Here is a 17,032-nt window from a genome sequence, read left to right as displayed (position 1 = left end):
TACGTACGGTTCTGTAAGAGGGATGAGGCGGTAACGCCTCACCCTACTTGATATTACCTGATGTTTTTGTTGTGTAAAAAATGTTCACTTAGAAATGAATACCTTAATATTTTAGGGTTTTGTAACGCTTGTTGTAGGGGGCTAAAGCCTGTACAATTCGCGCCCTTAACACTATTTACCGTCATCGAAGAGGCACCATGACCACACAAAAAGTCAATCTACTCGATTTTGATCGCAAGGGTATGCGTCAGTTTTTCCAAGAGGAATTGGGTGAAAAAGCTTTCCGTGCTGATCAAGTCATGAAGTGGATCTATCATTTTGGTGTCGATGACTTCGAGAAGATGACCAACATCAACAAGAAGCTTCGTGAAAAGCTGATTCGTTTGGCGGAAATTAAAGCGCCAACCGTATCTGAAGCTCAGCACTCTTCTGATGGCACGATCAAGTGGGCAATGCGTGTTGGCGATCAAGACGTAGAGACGGTCTACATTCCTGATGATGATCGCGCGACACTGTGTGTTTCTTCACAGGTGGGTTGTGCGCTGGAATGTAAGTTCTGTTCAACCGCACAACAGGGCTTCAACCGTAACCTTAAAGTATCGGAAATCATTGGTCAGGTTTGGCGCGCAGCTCGTGAGATCGGTCTTGAAAAAGAAACCGGTCGCCGCCCAATTACCAACGTTGTGATGATGGGCATGGGTGAGCCGCTGCTTAATATGAAAAACCTAATGCCAGCCCTTGAGCTGATGCTTGATGATCTAGGTTTTGGTTTGTCTAAGCGTCGCGTAACCGTATCTACTTCAGGCGTGGTTTCTGGTTTGGATCAGATGACGGGTCAAATCGACGTTGCGTTAGCGATTTCTTTGCATGCGCCAAACGATAAGCTTCGTAGCGACATTATGCCAATTAATGATCGCTGGGATATCCAAGACTTTTTAGCATCTGTTCGTCGCTACATCGCGTCTTCCAACGCGAACCGCGGCAAGGTAACGGTTGAATATGTACTGCTTGACCATGTTAACGACGATATGGATCACGCCCGTGAACTTGCAGAGCTTCTTAAGGATACGCCGGCAAAGATCAACCTGATCCCGTTCAACCCGTACCCAGGCTCGCCATATAAGAAGCCGAGTAATTCGCGTATCGATCGCTTCATGAAAACGCTCATGCAGTATGATTACACTGTGACGGTTCGTAAGACTCGTGGTGATGATATCGATGCCGCTTGTGGTCAGCTTGTCGGTGATGTGATTGACCGTACCAAACGTACACAGCAAATTGCAGCGCAAAAAGGCCAGCAAGCGATCCCAGTTAAAGCCGTATAATTCGCGCACTCAAATTGTGTTATTCAAAGCCAAGTTTCGACTTGGCTTTGTTGTATCCAGAGTTGAGTAAAAATAGCGGCTTTAATTCATCTCTCAAACTCTGATCTTTGCCACATTTTTTAGATAAATAATTGAACAATAACGGAACAAATATAGTTTTTGTTAATCAAATACTACGAAATGTCGCCGGAAAAATATGAGTCGTGTTAATTTTTAATCAAAAATGTCACTATTTGTGCTGTTTTAACTCAGGACATTTTAACTCGTGTGGAGAATCGACTATGATGAGCAGTTCCAATCGAGATGATGCTGGCAAACTCAATCAGTCAGACAGAAATCATAATAAAATCGAGCGCTTTACAAACAGAGAAGTGCCGCAGTTGGCCATTTGGGACTATGCTGTATTGAACAGCTAGTGCGAGCGATTTACCAAACTAAGACCACGAACACCCATTAAAAATAACGAACGAAGCGTGTCGTATCTAAGTGACAACCATAAGAAGTACAATATCAATGAGTACTGAGCAAAATAACGCCACAGAACAGTCACCGCAAGCCGAGCAAGCGATGCTTGCCGGTACCATTCTTAAGCAAAAGCGTGAGGCTCTGGGCCTTACGCAGAAACAAATCGCCGATCGGTTGCGTTTGCGTGTCGCGATCATTCAGAAAATAGAATCTAATGAGTTCGATGGTGAACAAGTCGCAACGTTCACGCGTGGCTACTTACGATCCTATGCAAAAGCAGTCGGTATTGACGAGCAAGAGGTGCTCAGCACCATCGAAAATCACAGTGCAGCCCAGCACTACGAACAGCCTATGCAGAGCTTTTCGCAAAAAACTAATAAAGAGAAACACGATAGCCGTATCATGAAACTCACTTGGGGTATTGGTGTGGTCATTATCGGTATTTCTTCGGTTTGGTGGCTGCAGAACCAACAAAAAGATACCTTGTCTGAAATCGCGGACACTTCAAACAATGACCCAGCATTTGAAGTGGAAGCTCCTGCAACTGAAAAAATCGCCACACTTGAGGCTGAACTTGTTGCCAAGGAGCCAGAAGTGAAGACGCTCGATGTCTCAGCGATCGTTGCCACACCTGAAGAACCACAAGTCGAAGCGCCTGAGGAGGCTAGCCAAACTGAAGCGCCTGCTGAAGTCGAGGTTGCTGAGGCAGTGGAGCAAACTGAACCTGCTGTAGCGGAACCAAAGCCTGCTAATGGACTGACAAATCTGACGATGTCGTTCTCTGGTGATTGTTGGATCCAAGTGAAAGACGCCGATGGCAAAACGGTGTCGACCGGCATTCAAAAAGCGGGAGACAACCTAAGTCTGGATGGCAAAGCGCCTTTCAAAGTTATTTTAGGTGCGCCTGAGAAGGTTTCTATGACATTAGCGAGTGAACCTGTCGACCTTTCTGGGTATACTTCAGGCAAAGTAGCTCGATTCACCTTACCTTAGAAAACACTATGCATCACGAATCACCAATTAAACGTCGTCCCTCTACGCGTATTTATGTGGGCGATGTACCTATCGGCGATGGCGCACCTATCGCCGTTCAGTCAATGACGAACACGCGTACGACCGATGTAGCCGCGACGGTTGCTCAAATTAAAGCTTTGGAAAACGTAGGCGCTGACATTGTTCGTGTCTCTGTTCCTACCATGGATGCGGCGGAAGCCTTCCGTGAGATCAAAAAGCAGGCTTCTATTCCGCTGGTCGCTGATATTCACTTCGACTACCGTATCGCGCTGAAAGTCGCTGAATACGGAGTTGATTGCTTACGTATCAACCCTGGCAACATTGGTAATGAAGAGCGTATTCGTTCGGTTGTGGACTGTGCACGCGATAAGAACATACCCATTCGTATTGGTGTCAATGGCGGCTCTCTGGAAAAAGATATCCAGATGAAATATGGCGAACCAACGCCAGAGGCTTTGGTTGAATCTGCAATGCGTCACGTGGACATTCTTGATCGTCTTAACTTTGATCAGTTCAAAGTGAGCGTGAAGGCGTCTGACGTATTCCTCGCGGTAGACTCTTACCGTCTACTTGCTAAGAAAATCGACCAGCCGCTTCACCTAGGTATTACGGAAGCGGGTGGTGCACGTGCCGGTTCAGTGAAATCATCGGTTGGCCTTGGCATGCTGTTAGCTGAAGGTATCGGTGATACGCTGCGTATTTCTCTTGCTGCGAATCCAGTAGAAGAAATTAAAGTGGGTTTCGATATTTTGAAATCACTGCGCATCCGCTCTCGCGGCATTAACTTTATTGCTTGTCCAAGTTGTTCTCGTCAAGAGTTCGATGTGATTAGTACTGTAAACGCACTAGAAGAGCGTTTGGAAGATGTAATCACTCCAATGGATGTGTCTATCATTGGCTGTGTGGTGAATGGACCTGGTGAAGCTGAAGTGTCTCATCTAGGTCTTGCGGGCAGTAACAAGAAGAGTGCTTTCTATGAAGACGGTAAACGTCAGAAAGAGCGCTTTGACAACGATGACCTTGTTAATCAGCTTGAAGCAAAAATTCGAGCTAAAGCATCGATGCTAGATTCCGCAAATCGCATCGAAGTAAATGAAGTAGAAGACAAATAATCTCAACGAAATTACGGTATTAAACTGTGGCAAAAACTATTCAAGCAATCCGAGGCATGAACGACTGCCTCCCAACACAATCTCCACTTTGGCAAAAAGTTGAGAATACAGTGAAGCATGTGGTCAGCGCATATGGCTACAACGAAGTACGTATGCCAATCGTTGAGATGACTCATCTATTCAGCCGCGCTATCGGTGAAGTGACCGACGTGGTTGAAAAAGAGATGTACACTTTTGAAGACCGCAACGGCGATAGCCTAACGCTGCGCCCTGAAGGTACGGCGGGTTGTGTTCGTGCAGGTATCGAGAATGGCCTGCTGTACAACCAAGAGCAGCGACTGTGGTACATGGGCCCAATGTTCCGTCACGAGCGCCCACAAAAAGGTCGCTACCGTCAGTTCCACCAATGTGGTGTTGAAGTATTCGGTCTAAACGGCCCTGACGTTGACGCTGAACTTATCATGATGACAGCACGTCTTTGGCGTGAGCTAGGTATCGACAAGCATGTTCGTCTAGAGCTGAACTCTATTGGTTCACTAGAAGCGCGCGCTAACTACCGTACGGCACTGATTGCTCACCTAGAGCAGCACGTTGATGTATTGGATGAAGACAGCAAACGCCGTATGCACACTAATCCACTGCGCGTATTGGATAGCAAGAACCCAGACGTTCAAGCGATCTTGGTGGATGCGCCAGAGCTTTCTGACTACCTCGATGAAGAGTCAAAAGCACATTTCGCAGGTCTATGTGAACTTCTTGACGCGGCAGGTATCGAATATACAGTTAACCAACGTTTGGTTCGTGGCCTTGATTACTACAACCGCACTGTTTTTGAGTGGATCACTGAAAGCCTAGGTGCTCAAGGCACTGTATGTGGCGGTGGTCGTTACGATGGCCTTGTTGAACAGCTTGGCGGTAAAGCAACACCAGCGGTGGGTTTCGCTATGGGTCTTGAGCGTCTCGTACTGATGATGGAAACACTTGAACTGACCGACGTTCGTCGCAGTGTTGACGCTTATGTCGTCACGGCTGGTGAAGGTACTATGATGGCAGGTATGAAGCTTGCTGAAAGTCTTCGTGAAGCGATCCCTGGTATTCGAGTAATGAACCACTTTGGTGGTGGTAACTTCAAGAAACAATTCAAACGCGCGGACAAAGTAGGCGCGGTTTATGCTCTAGTGCTTGGTGAGACTGAAGTGGCTGAGAATACGGTCGTGGTCAAAGATTTGCAGGGCGGAGAGCAAGAAACTGTTGCTCAAACCGAGTTAGCCGCTAAATTAGCAGATATTATTTAAGTTTAAACCCAAAACAATAGGCAGCGAGGTTTCAGCTGCCTATTCGTTTAGGTAACGATTTCTTTTAAGAGGACAGGAAGTGGAACTCTACGATTCTGAAGAACAACAAGTTGAAGCGATCAAAGACTGGTGGAAAGAGAACGGCAAAGCCGTTGTGCTTGGCGTTGTTGTTGGTCTAGGTGGTTTATTTGGCTGGCGTTATTATCAAGATTCCGTTGTCCAAGCTCAGGAAGCAGCATCAGAACAGTACAGCAAAGCCGTTGAGTCAATTGTAGCGAAAGGCGCAGACTCAAGCGCTGATGTACAAACGTTTATCGATACCAGCAAAGACAGTGAATACGCTGTTTTAGCGGCAATGCAATTGGCAAAAGCCCAAGTGGAAGCAGGCAACTTTGAAGATGCATTGACGCAGCTTCAGTGGGCACAGAGCAACACCAAAGATGCGGCGATTACTCCGCTAGTGACTTACCGTATTGCACGTCTAATGATTGAGTCAGGCGACAATGCGGGTGCTCGTGCTGAACTTGATAAGATTACGGACACAGCCTGGGCGGGTCGTGTGGCAGAGCTTCGTGGTGACATCGCGATTCGCGAAGGCGACCGTGATGCAGCATATACCGCTTACACCGAAGCGCAGCAAGCACAAGATGCTAGCCAAGCGCTACAGCTAAAATTGGATGATCTTGCCAAGTAAGGGCTATAGCCGATGAATAGACTCGTTAAAAAGGTATTACTTTCTATCTCGGTATTAGGTGTACTTGCAGGGTGTTCGAGTGAAGAAGACACCATCATTATGGCGCCGCTGCCGGAAGTGCAAAGTGAGTTCACACCAAATACGGAGTGGTCTTCAAGTATTGGCAATGGTGTTGGAAGTTTCTTCTCAAAACTGTCACCTGTGTATGCGTATGACAAACTGTTTGTTGCTAGTCGCGAAGGTGAAGTCAAGGCCATGGATCCGGAAACGGGCAAAACCCTATGGCAAGTTGATATCACTGGTGAGGTGACGGCTCGACTATCTGGTGGCATTGCAGCAGCGTATCAAAAACTGTATATCGGCAGTGAGAATGGCGAAGTGATTGCACTGGATGTTGATACGGGTGAAGAGCTTTGGCGAGCAGAAGTGAACGGTGAAGTCCTTGCGATGCCTGTAGCGGATTCCAGCCTTGTTATGGTGCACACCAGTCAAGGCGTATTGACTGCATTAGAACAAACAAGTGGTGAAGAGCGCTGGGCAATCAGTACCGATGTGCCGAATCTAACACTGCGAGGCGATAGTGCTCCTGCAACGGTTTCTGGTGGTGTGTTCTGGGGTACAGCGAATGGTCGATTGGCAGCAGCCATCATTGATCGTGGTCAGCTGATTTGGCAGCAACCTGTGGGGACGCCAAAAGGAGCGACAGAGATTGACCGCCTAGTGGATGTTGATTCGTCACCCATTATCTTGGGCGGCACGTTGTACACTGTGGGCTTCAATGGTCAGTTGATTTCGATTGATTTACGTTCTGGTAATCCAATTTGGAAGCGTAACTACTCTTCTGCCACAGACATGGCAACGGACAACCGCAGCCTGTTTTTGATCTCAGAAACGGATCACGTTATTGCCGTTGATGCGCGCAGTGGTACAGAGCTTTGGGAGAACAGCCAGCTTGAGAATCGTCAGTTAACAGCGCCTGTGATTGTCGATGGTTACATTGTGGTAGGTGACAGTCTTGGTTATCTGCACTGGCTAGATCGTCAAACGGGTGAGTTTGTGGCACAGCAAATGACGAATGACAGCGGGATGGCGGTGGGGCCAACATTGGTACCAGGCGGCTACGTGATCATCAATCGCAACGGTGAAATAAAGAAACTCACTATTAACTAGAAAGCGTGATATAATTCACAAACGGCTCCTGGCTGATTTTCAGTTAGGAGCCGTTTTATTGCTGCGAAGCAAAAGGATCTTTTCGAGCTCGGATAGATAGAATACGTTGTGGTTATAGGAAAACGAAACCATTTTTACCTATAACTACAATAAGAAATTAAGTGTAGAGGTTAATATGTTACCTGTTGTTGCCCTAGTTGGACGCCCAAATGTGGGTAAGTCGACACTGTTTAATAGACTGACGCGTACGCGTGATGCTTTGGTTGCGGATTTTCCGGGACTAACGCGTGACCGTAAATATGGTCAAGCTCAACTGGGTGAGAATGAATTCATTGTTATCGATACTGGTGGTATTGACGGCACTGAAGAAGGTGTAGAAACCAAAATGGCGGAACAATCGTTAGCTGCGATTGAAGAAGCTGACGTAGTGCTATTCCTTGTGGATGGCCGTGCGGGTTTGACGGTTGCGGATGAAGCGATTGCCAACCACCTACGTAAAATTGAAAAGCCAGCTTTCCTTGTTGTTAACAAGGTAGATGGTATTGATGCTGATGCTGCAAGCGCTGAATTTTGGCAGCTAGGTGTTGAAAATATGTATCACATTGCGGCGGCTCATGGCCGTGGTGTTACTGCTCTTCTTGATCGTGCTTTGGATCCTTTCTTTGAGCACCTTTCAGAGACTGAAGGTGAAATCGAAGATTTGACCATGTTCGAAGATGCAGAAGAGGAAAAACTCGACTACACCGAAGAAGAAGCGGAAGCTGAGTACAAGCGTCTTCAAGATCAGCCAATCAAACTGGCTATCATTGGCCGTCCAAACGTTGGCAAATCAACCCTGACTAACCGTATTCTTGGTGAAGAGCGTGTGGTGGTGTATGACATGCCAGGTACGACGCGTGATTCCATTTATATCCCGATGGAACGTGATGGTCGTGAATACGTTCTGATTGATACTGCAGGCGTGCGTCGTCGTAAACGTATCAATGAAACGGTTGAGAAATTCTCGGTTGTTCAAACGCTGAAAGCGATTGAAGATGCTAACGTGGTATTGGTGGTTATTGATGCTCGCGAGAATATCTCAGACCAAGATCTTAGCTTGTTAGGCTTTGCCCTTAACGCTGGTCGCTCAATTGTTCTCGCTGTGAACAAGTGGGATGGTTTGGATACAGACGTGAAAGAGCAGGTGAAAAAAGAGCTAGACCGTCGTCTAGGCTTTGTGGACTTTGCTCGCATTCACTTTATCTCTGCGCTTCATGGCACAGGCGTAGGTCACTTGTTCGAATCTGTTCAAGAAGCGTATAAATCGGCTACGACACGTGTAGGTACATCAGTACTGACTCGTATCATGAAAATGGCAACAGAAGATCACCAGCCGCCTATGGTTCGTGGTCGCCGCGTGAAGCTGAAGTACGCGCACGCTGGTGGTTATAACCCGCCAATCGTTGTTGTTCACGGTAACCTAGTGAACGAGCTGCCAGATTCTTACAAGCGCTACCTGATGAACTACTATCGCCGTTCATTGGAAATCATGGGGACGCCAATCCGCATTAACTTCCAAAGCAGTGACAACCCGTTCGAAGGTAAAACCAGCAAGATGACACTTTCTCAAGAGCGCAAGCGTAAGCGCCTGATGACTATGATGAAAGGTCGTCCTAAAAAATAAAGCATTAGCGTAATGACGCCCTCTGAATCAGAGGGCGTTTTTTTGTGTTCAATAAAAGTCATATTGTAAGGAAAGGTTGATGATCACAGCCACTAAGGTGCATTTTTGCCATCAAGTTTGGACGCTAGAAAGTCAGATCCAACTTATCTCTCAAACCGAACAATATTGTGACGTCGTCGTCGCAGAGACGCCCTTTCATCCTGTCAGTCATATCTGGCCGGATCATCCAGCAGATAAAGGCATATTGTCGGCAATTGGTGTTGATTATGAGGTTATCGATTGTCTAGTTGGCGCCGTTGAAGTGGCCACTGGCGTTCTTTGCGTTGCAGAGTCGATTCCGGTAAAGCGCGATACTGAAGGGTGGGTTTTTGTCGTCGTTCACCGTATTGCAACGGATGCCAAATTGACTAAGAAGCAAACCGTGATTCTACAAGTCGACAAGCAATACCAACAAAGCCTGAGCCGAGGACACAGCGCCGGTCATATTGCCTCACTCGCACTGAACAAAGTCTTGGCGTTAGCCTACTGGCGAAAAGATGCCGATCGAAAAGACGGCTTGGGGCACTATGATTTTAATAGTTATGCTCAAGAGCAGAGTTTTGTATCGCCAGATCGCTGTTTTGACAACTATCGACTTGGCAAAACGCTGCGAAAGCGTGGCTTGAATACCGCACAAGTGTTGGAAGTGCTCGCAGATATTGAAACTCAGGTTAATCAGCAACTGCAAGATTGGCTAAGTGTACCAAGCGACGTAACGATGAGGCTTGAGGGGCCCTATTTGACCAGCTCTCGTTACTGGCATTGTCACTTGGACGGCGTAGACGTTGTCATGCCTTGCGGAGGAACTCACATTTCGTCGACACAAGCGTTTTCAAGAATCAACGTTGAGCTGCGTGCTATCGATGGGAGTTATATCGAAATGCACACCGATGTAATTCAATAATGATAAATGCGATATTTTTATGAAGTTCTGATTGGGTTTATTTTTTGTTTTTCTTTCGGGTTTTTATTCTGCTTAAAATCGAAATGCAGGATATGTAACTTATGCTTTCGGTGTGTGGTTATATAAATGTTCTTTTTTAAGCAGATCGCTGATCAAGCTAGCTTTTGAAGATGATCATATAAAGATCGTTTTCTCGGCATCACCTTGTTCGGCGTATGTAAGGCTTTAAAGGTTAAATTACGTTCAAATATTCTTTTGGTCAATAGTTCATCTATGTGTCCCCTGTGTTAGTATGTGCTCGAAGCGCATAATAAACAGTCTGCTATCCGTTTTGCGAGAGTGGTAAAGCAGCAAACAAAAAGACGCGAACTATGAATAAAGACTTGCTGATCGATGCCCACAAAGGCATGAATAACTTATTAAAGGACCTCGCACTGGGACTTCCCCAATCCCAGTTAGTGTCAAGGATAGTCAAGCTGACAGAACGCTTATTTCCGGACAAACGAGTTTCAATTTTATCATTGGATGAAGAATCCCAATGTTTGCACACAGTGGCAGCGCCCAACCTGCCTATTGCATACACTCAGGCGATCGATGGTCTCTCCATTGGTGAACAAGTTGGATCCTGTGGTGCCGCTGCTTTTCTGAAGCGCTCTGTGATCGTTGATGATGTGACCCGACATCGTAACTGGCAGCCGTATATAGAGTTAGCGGCTTCTGCCGACATCCGAGGGTGTTGGTCGGTCCCCGTTATTTCTACGCAGCAACATTGCTTAGGGACATTTGCTCTTTATAGTAATAGTGCTGCGACGCCGGAAGCCATTGAGGTTGAGGTGTTAGAATCACTTGCTGCAGTATATTCGGTGGCACTTGAGAAATATGCGCTTGAAGACAAGCTAACTTTCCAAGCTCAGATGGATCCTCTCACACACTGTTTAAATCGACGTGAGCTCCTTGAGAGAGTCGAGAAAAGTCATTGCTTCGACGGTAATATACTGGGCTGCTTTTTTGTCGACATCGATAAGTTTAAACAGGTGAACGACGAATACGGCCATTACTTTGGTGATAAGGTGCTTAAAGCTGTGGCGAAAGAGCTCAAGGAGATACTACCGCCTCAAGCAGTACTTGGCCGTTATGGTGGTGATGAGTTCTTGGCATTTTGCTGTTTTCCAAGCGAAGAGGGGGCTCGAGAGTTCTATGAGACTCTGAGTAGCGAATTGAATAAGCCAGTGACACTGGAAGAGACCAATATCTCTGTTAGTGTAGGTTTTGCTACCAAAGAGTGTTGCTCTGATTTGCCGATGGACAAGTTGATCCGTAAAGCGGATGCTGAGATGTACAAGGTAAAACGACGCAATCGACGCACTGTCCCAATGACCACGTATTCTCAGATGCTTGCTTCTTAACCCCAGAATCGACTTTTTAGGGTATCTAGACAGAGTTAAGACTGAAAGGTGATTTTGATTAGCATCAATGCGTTGTCTGCAATGAAAGTCGTATGATGCTAATATTAAATATTGCTAATGTAGGTACGAGTCATGACAAGTACACAAAATAACTGTCCGACGTGTCATCAAGAATTAGATTGGGATGGTCAGTATCACTGTAGTGACTGTCAGCGCCACTACAAAAAGATCGGTTTTTGTCCCGATTGTGACGCTGAGTTAGAGAAGCTACAGGCGTGTGGCTCTGCGAGCTACTTTTGTAATGGCTGCAATGAGCTCAAATCCAAGTCCCGAGTGAAATTTGTCTTTGAGGCTTTGGACTAGGCAAATCTGGCTAGATTAGCCAATATCCCCTGTACGAATAACCTGAGACTCGATAACACCGTTATCGAGTTTCGTCGTTATGGTACTACCGACTTCGACATTGTTGGCATTGGTGAGCACTTGACCATTGCTGTCTTGAGTAATCGAATAGCCGCGCTGTAGCGTCGCAAGTGGGCTAACGGTATCCAGTTTTCCTGCTGTCACTGCAAACTGATGCTTGGCGGTATCGAGCTGTTTTTGTATCGCTTGTTTAAGCCGCGCTTGTAATTGCACTAATCGGTTCGATTGTTTTTCTAATTGACGGTCTGGAGAGAGGGCCATCAATCGATGCTGCTTGTTATTTAGACGCAGAGCTTCTTGCGATAGGCGTTGCTTCATTGCAGCACTCAAGCGGTATTCAAATTCATCAAGAAGTTGGCTCTGTCGTTGCAACTGATGTTTTGGGTGATGACTGTTTAACGCTTGTGTCAGTGCAGAAAACTGCTGTTTTTGTTGAGCAAGGTAAATCTGCATAGTATTACGCAGCCTTTGCTCTCGACTCTTTAGTGACTCATGCTTGTGTGACGTGTCATTGCTAACCAGCTCTGCTGCCGCGCTTGGGGTTGGCGCACGTACATCGGCAACATAATCGGCAATCGTGACATCAATTTCGTGCCCGACAGCACTAATGATGGGAATTTGACTTGCAGCGATGGTTCTCGCCAGTATTTCGTGGTTGAAGCACCATAAATCTTCCAGTGAGCCACCCCCTCGACCGACAATCAACACATCACACTCATTACGACTATTGGCACGTCCAATTGCTTGCGCAATTTCAATCGCCGCCGCATCACCTTGAACCGTTGTTGGGTAGATAACGACGGGCAATGATGGGTCGCGTCTTTTCAGGACATCAAGAATATCGAACAGCGCAGCACCAGTTTTAGAAGTGATGATACCCACTCGTTTAGGATGAGAAGGCAGAGGCTTTTTCAGTGACTGTGAGAATAATCCCTCAGCCGCCAGTGACATCTTTAGCTTCTCAAACTCTTGCTGCAGTCTGCCATCGCCCTCAGGTTGCATCGATTCAATGATCAGCTGGTAGTCACCACGTGGCTCATACAAAGAGAGACGCGCTTTCACCAATACTTGATTGCCGTTGACGGGCTTAAAGGTGACTCGACGATTGTTGCCACGGAACATCGCGCACTTAACTTGAGCGCGTGAGTCTTTTAACGTGAGGTACCAGTGACCAGAGACAGGTGCAGAAAAGTTAGATATTTCACCGACTAACCAGACAATCCCCATTTCATTTTCTAGTAATAAACGTACTTCGGAATTCAGACGAGAGACCGTGTAAATGTTCTGATTAGAAGAAGATGACTGAGAAGTAGATCGCGGGGATAGGGACACAGCTAATCTCAAAGACGTGAGTATGGAAATTAGCGGCAATATAATACATATCAAGGGGGTAATTGCAAATAAAAAATAGAAAAATGTGTAGCCAAGCGATTTCGTCGGGCGTATAATCCCACCGCAATATCTAATCCAAATCACCTTATTATGCGAAACGATAAGGGCGGATTTTTTCTTTAAACTCCTCTATTGTGAGATATTGCAAATGCTAAGAATTGCCAAAGAAGCGCTGACGTTCGATGATGTACTACTCGTTCCAGCTCACTCCACCGTTCTCCCAAACACAGCTGATCTTCGCACTCGGCTGACCAAGAATATCACTCTGAATATTCCAATGATTTCTGCGTCTATGGACACAGTGACAGAAGCGCGTCTTGCGATCGCGCTAGCCCAAGAAGGTGGCATTGGCTTTATCCACAAGAACATGTCTATCGAGCAACAAGCTGAGCAGGTTCGTCTAGTTAAAATCTTTGAAGCAGGTGTAGTTACTAACCCAGTAACAGTTAGCCCAGATGCATCTATCGCTGATGTGGTTGCGCTGACTGATAAGCACGGCTTTGCCGGTTTCCCTGTTGTTGCTGAAAACAACGAACTCGTAGGCATCATCACTGGTCGTGATGTTCGCTTTGTTACTGACCTTTCTAAGAAAGTAGAAGCAGTAATGACGCCAAAAGAGCGCCTAGCCTCTGTTAAAGAAGGTGCTTCTCGTGAAGAAGTACAAGAAGAGATGCACCGTGCACGTGTTGAGAAAGTACTGGTTGTGAATGACGAGTTCCAACTTACCGGTATGATCACAGCAAAAGACTTCCACAAAGCAGAACGTAAGCCTAACGCATGTAAAGATGCGCAAGGTCGTCTACGCGTTGGTGCTGCAGTTGGTGCTGGCGCTGGTAACGAAGAACGTGTTAAAGCGCTTGTTGAAGCAGGTGTTGACGTTCTACTTATCGACTCTTCACACGGTCACTCTGAAGGTGTTCTAAACCGTATCCGCGAAACTCGCGCTGCATACCCAGATCTCGACATCATCGGCGGCAACGTTGCGACAGCTGCAGGTGCTAAAGCACTGATTGAAGCTGGCGTAAGCGCAGTGAAAGTCGGTATCGGCCCTGGTTCAATCTGTACAACTCGTATCGTAACAGGTGTTGGTGTACCTCAAATCACAGCGATTTCAGACGCGGCAGCAGCAGCTGAAGAATATGGCATCCCAGTTATCGCTGATGGCGGTATCCGTTTCTCAGGTGATATCTGTAAAGCTATCGTAGCTGGCGCATCTTGTGTCATGGTTGGTTCTATGTTCGCTGGTACTGAAGAAGCACCTGGTGAAGTGATTCTTTACCAAGGTCGTTCATACAAAGCTTACCGCGGTATGGGTTCACTTGGCGCTATGTCTCAAGGTTCTTCTGACCGTTACTTCCAATCTGATAACGCAGCTGACAAGCTCGTTCCAGAAGGTATCGAAGGTCGTATTGCTTATAAAGGTCGCCTAAAAGAGATCGTTCACCAGCAAATGGGTGGTCTTCGTTCAAGCATGGGTCTAACTGGCTCTGCGACTATTGAAGATATGCGTACTAAAGCAGAATTCGTTCGCATCTCTGGTGCGGGTCTAAACGAATCTCACGTACACGATGTTCAAATCACCAAGGAAGCGCCTAACTACCGTTTAGGTTAATAGCGATAACGTAGTGACATAAATCCTACGTAAACGTTTGCTTTTTTCCTTGAAGCAAAGATAAGAGGCGGGTAAACTCGCCTCCGTTTTCAACACTTAGCTGATAAGATTGCCCAAAATGACGAAAAATATTCATGACCAACGAATTCTGATCCTAGACTTCGGTTCTCAATACACACAACTAGTAGCACGTCGCGTTCGTGAGATCGGTGTTTACTGTGAACTATGGAGCTGGGACGTAGAAGAAGCGGATATTCGTGAATTCAACCCAGACGGTATTATCCTATCTGGTGGTCCAGAAAGCGTTACGGAAGACAACTCTCCACGTGCTCCTCAGTACGTATTTGATTCAGGTGTTCCAGTTCTTGGTGTGTGCTACGGCATGCAGACCATGGCTGAGCAGCTGGGCGGTAAAGTAGCGGGCTCTAACGAGCGTGAATTTGGCTACGCACAAGTTAAAGTATCTGGTGACTCTGCAATCTTTAAAGGTCTTGAAGAAACTCAAGATGTTTGGATGAGCCACGGCGACAAAGTTGTTGAAATCCCAGCAGACTTCGTAAAAGTTGGTGAAACGGATACTTGTCCGTACGCAGCAATGGCAAACGAAGAGAAGAAATACTACGGTGTTCAGTTCCACCCAGAAGTGACACACACTAAGCAAGGCCTACAAATGCTAGAGAACTTCGTTCTTGGTGCTTGTGGCTGTGAGCGTCTATGGACTCCTGGTTCTATCATTGAAGACGCTGTTGCTCGCATTAAAGAGCAAGTGGGCGACGATGAAGTGATTCTTGGTCTATCTGGCGGTGTTGACTCATCAGTAGTAGCGATGCTTGTTCACCGTGCTATCGGTGACAAATTGACCTGTGTATTCGTAGACAATGGTCTTCTGCGTCTAAATGAAGGCGAGCAAGTGATGGATATGTTCGGCGACAAGTTCGGTCTGAACATCATCAAAGTAGACGCAGAAGAGCGTTTCCTTACTGCACTTGAAGGCAAGTCTGATCCAGAAGAAAAGCGCAAGACAATCGGTCATGTATTCGTAGACGTATTTGACGAAGAGTCGAAGAAGCTAGAGAACGCGAAGTGGCTAGCGCAGGGTACGATCTACCCAGATGTTATTGAATCTGCAGCGTCGAAAACTGGTAAAGCACACGTCATCAAGTCTCACCACAACGTGGGCGGTCTTCCTGATGATATGGAAATGGGTCTTGTTGAGCCGCTACGCGAGCTATTCAAAGACGAAGTGCGTAAGATCGGTCTAGAACTAGGTCTTCCATACAACATGCTTTATCGTCACCCGTTCCCAGGTCCAGGTCTAGGTGTACGTGTTCTTGGCGAGATCAAAAAAGAGTACTGTGATCTACTGCGCCGTGCTGACGCTATCTTCATTGAAGAGCTACACAATGCAGACCTTTACCACAAGGTATCTCAAGCGTTCACGGTATTCCTACCAGTACGCTCTGTAGGTGTAATGGGCGATGGCCGTAAGTACGACTGGGTGGTTTCGCTACGTGCTGTTGAGACTATCGACTTCATGACGGCTCATTGGGCGCATCTACCATACGACTTCCTAGGTAAGGTTTCGAACCGTATCATCAATGAAGTAGACGGTATCTCTCGTGTGGTTTACGACATTTCAGGTAAGCCACCAGCGACTATCGAGTGGGAATAATCCTTGATAACAGAGTATCGCTAGAGACTTGTTAGATCGTAAAAAGCCGACAGTATGTCGGCTTTTTTTATGCTTGTCGGAAAACTCCGATTTCACATATGCAATCTGTAAAACTTAGATTGCAAATAATGGGTCTGCTCAACATTCACGTTTTGGATTAAAATTTTTCTATAATTTTTACCGCTTAATTTGAATTTAGGGCTCTTTGAGAATGTCTAACAAACTCGCGAACCCAGCGCCGCTTGGCCTGATGGGTTTTGGTATGACCACCATTCTACTTAACATCCACAATGCAGGTTTCTTCCCGATTGATTCGATGATCCTAGCAATGGGTATATTCTATGGCGGTCTAAGCCAAGTGTTTGTTGGCATGATGTGCTTTAAACGTGGCGACACTTTCGGCACCACAGCGTTCACTTCATACGGTCTATTCTGGTTAACGCTGGTGGGCATTATTGTTATGCCTTACATGGGTCTTCCGGCAAGCCCTGCGAAGTTTATGGGTTGGTACCTACTGCTTTGGGGTGTGTTTACTGGTTTCATGTTTATCGGTTCACTTTGCTACCCAGTAGCTAAGCAAGTTGTGTTTGGTTCACTAACCATTCTGTTCTTCTTGCTGGCTGCGCGTGATTTCTTCGGTAGTGAACTGATTGGTACTATTGCAGGTTTTGAAGGCATTTTCTGCGGCGCGAGCGCGATTTACTTTGCAATGGCTCAAGTACTTAACAACGAATACGGCCGTACTATTCTGCCTATCGGCGAGAAAAAAGCGCCTGTAATGACCACTCAAGAAGTGGCAGCATAATTTAAGTTTCATTCATTCGGGAACAGTGAATGACAAAAGGG

Annotated in this window: 15 protein-coding genes; 14 read left to right on the top strand and 1 reads right to left on the bottom strand. The window is 46.4% G+C overall.

Features of this window, described 5'->3' with window-relative positions:
* The first annotated feature begins 197 nt into the window (after window positions 1–197).
* The 11 genes from rlmN (at window position 198) to ACJB0T_RS08570 (ending at window position 11,450) form a co-directional block, all read left to right on the top strand.
* Entirely contained in the window at window positions 198–1,325 is a 1,128-nt protein-coding gene (rlmN, locus tag ACJB0T_RS08620; RefSeq protein ID WP_479288832.1) for a dual-specificity RNA methyltransferase RlmN, read from the top strand.
* 281 nt (window positions 1,326–1,606) lie between these two features.
* Window positions 1,607–1,741 (top strand): hypothetical protein, encoded by a 135-nt coding sequence (locus ACJB0T_RS08615; RefSeq protein WP_479288833.1) that lies wholly within the window; start codon window positions 1,607–1,609, stop codon window positions 1,739–1,741.
* 97 nt (window positions 1,742–1,838) lie between these two features.
* Entirely contained in the window at window positions 1,839–2,783 is a 945-nt protein-coding gene (rodZ, locus tag ACJB0T_RS08610; protein ID WP_479288834.1) for a cytoskeleton protein RodZ, read from the top strand.
* Between the two features lie 8 nt (window positions 2,784–2,791).
* A complete protein-coding gene (gene ispG, locus ACJB0T_RS08605) occupies window positions 2,792–3,916 on the top strand; it encodes a flavodoxin-dependent (E)-4-hydroxy-3-methylbut-2-enyl-diphosphate synthase (protein ID WP_479288835.1) in 1,125 nt (374 codons plus the stop codon).
* 26 nt (window positions 3,917–3,942) lie between these two features.
* Window positions 3,943–5,211 (top strand): histidine--tRNA ligase, encoded by a 1,269-nt coding sequence (gene hisS / locus ACJB0T_RS08600; RefSeq protein WP_353497937.1) that lies wholly within the window; start codon window positions 3,943–3,945, stop codon window positions 5,209–5,211.
* 79 nt (window positions 5,212–5,290) lie between these two features.
* Entirely contained in the window at window positions 5,291–5,905 is a 615-nt protein-coding gene (locus ACJB0T_RS08595) for a YfgM family protein (protein WP_479288836.1), read from the top strand.
* Between the two features lie 12 nt (window positions 5,906–5,917).
* Entirely contained in the window at window positions 5,918–7,075 is a 1,158-nt protein-coding gene (gene bamB / locus ACJB0T_RS08590; RefSeq protein ID WP_479288837.1) for an outer membrane protein assembly factor BamB, read from the top strand.
* 175 nt (window positions 7,076–7,250) lie between these two features.
* The gene (gene der, locus ACJB0T_RS08585; protein ID WP_479288838.1) at window positions 7,251–8,738 is read left to right on the top strand and encodes a ribosome biogenesis GTPase Der; all 1,488 of its coding nucleotides are present in this window, start codon (window positions 7,251–7,253) and stop codon (window positions 8,736–8,738) included.
* Window positions 8,739–8,814: 76 nt separating this feature from the next.
* Window positions 8,815–9,681 carry an alanyl-tRNA editing protein gene (locus ACJB0T_RS08580; protein WP_479288839.1) on the top strand — a complete coding sequence of 289 codons (867 nt, stop codon included), beginning with the start codon at window positions 8,815–8,817 and terminating at the stop codon, window positions 9,679–9,681.
* Window positions 9,682–10,052: 371 nt separating this feature from the next.
* A complete protein-coding gene (locus tag ACJB0T_RS08575) occupies window positions 10,053–11,087 on the top strand; it encodes a GGDEF domain-containing protein (RefSeq protein WP_112460973.1) in 1,035 nt (344 codons plus the stop codon).
* Window positions 11,088–11,219: 132 nt separating this feature from the next.
* Entirely contained in the window at window positions 11,220–11,450 is a 231-nt protein-coding gene (locus ACJB0T_RS08570; protein WP_479288840.1) for a zinc ribbon domain-containing protein, read from the top strand.
* Between the two features lie 15 nt (window positions 11,451–11,465).
* Here ACJB0T_RS08570 and xseA read toward each other — a convergent pair whose 3' ends face one another.
* Window positions 11,466–12,842, bottom strand: a complete 1,377-nt coding sequence (gene xseA / locus ACJB0T_RS08565) for an exodeoxyribonuclease VII large subunit (RefSeq protein WP_479288841.1) — start codon at window positions 12,840–12,842, stop codon at window positions 11,466–11,468.
* Window positions 12,843–13,050: 208 nt separating this feature from the next.
* Here xseA and guaB point away from each other — a divergent pair, with 208 nt between their 5' ends.
* The 3 genes from guaB to ACJB0T_RS08550 all read left to right on the top strand — a co-directional run bounded on the left by guaB (window position 13,051) and on the right by ACJB0T_RS08550 (window position 16,991).
* Window positions 13,051–14,514 (top strand): IMP dehydrogenase, encoded by a 1,464-nt coding sequence (gene guaB, locus ACJB0T_RS08560; RefSeq protein ID WP_234496115.1) that lies wholly within the window; start codon window positions 13,051–13,053, stop codon window positions 14,512–14,514.
* Between the two features lie 118 nt (window positions 14,515–14,632).
* Window positions 14,633–16,186, top strand: a complete 1,554-nt coding sequence (gene guaA / locus ACJB0T_RS08555) for a glutamine-hydrolyzing GMP synthase (protein ID WP_479288842.1) — start codon at window positions 14,633–14,635, stop codon at window positions 16,184–16,186.
* A 211-nt stretch (window positions 16,187–16,397) separates the two neighbouring features.
* Entirely contained in the window at window positions 16,398–16,991 is a 594-nt protein-coding gene (locus ACJB0T_RS08550) for an acetate uptake transporter (RefSeq protein WP_479288843.1), read from the top strand.
* The last annotated feature ends 41 nt before the right edge of the window (window positions 16,992–17,032 follow it).

It is taken from the genome of Vibrio sp. CB1-5, from assembly GCF_059412285.1.
This window is presented reverse-complemented; position numbering and strand designations above follow the sequence as displayed.

What these genes read in the sequence shown, in the direction of transcription:
- der (WP_479288838.1), top strand. Translation starts at nt 7,251, where the DNA reads ATGTTACCTGTTGTTGCCCTAGTTGGACGCCCAAATGTGGGTAAGTCG.
- bamB (WP_479288837.1), top strand. Translation starts at nt 5,918, where the DNA reads ATGAATAGACTCGTTAAAAAGGTATTACTTTCTATCTCGGTATTAGGT.
- ACJB0T_RS08615 (WP_479288833.1), top strand. Translation starts at nt 1,607, where the DNA reads ATGATGAGCAGTTCCAATCGAGATGATGCTGGCAAACTCAATCAGTCA.
- rlmN (WP_479288832.1), top strand. Translation starts at nt 198, where the DNA reads ATGACCACACAAAAAGTCAATCTACTCGATTTTGATCGCAAGGGTATG.
- guaB (WP_234496115.1), top strand. Translation starts at nt 13,051, where the DNA reads ATGCTAAGAATTGCCAAAGAAGCGCTGACGTTCGATGATGTACTACTC.
- ACJB0T_RS08575 (WP_112460973.1), top strand. Translation starts at nt 10,053, where the DNA reads ATGAATAAAGACTTGCTGATCGATGCCCACAAAGGCATGAATAACTTA.
- ACJB0T_RS08570 (WP_479288840.1), top strand. Translation starts at nt 11,220, where the DNA reads ATGACAAGTACACAAAATAACTGTCCGACGTGTCATCAAGAATTAGAT.
- ispG (WP_479288835.1), top strand. Translation starts at nt 2,792, where the DNA reads ATGCATCACGAATCACCAATTAAACGTCGTCCCTCTACGCGTATTTAT.
- ACJB0T_RS08550 (WP_479288843.1), top strand. Translation starts at nt 16,398, where the DNA reads ATGTCTAACAAACTCGCGAACCCAGCGCCGCTTGGCCTGATGGGTTTT.
- rodZ (WP_479288834.1), top strand. Translation starts at nt 1,839, where the DNA reads ATGAGTACTGAGCAAAATAACGCCACAGAACAGTCACCGCAAGCCGAG.
- guaA (WP_479288842.1), top strand. Translation starts at nt 14,633, where the DNA reads ATGACGAAAAATATTCATGACCAACGAATTCTGATCCTAGACTTCGGT.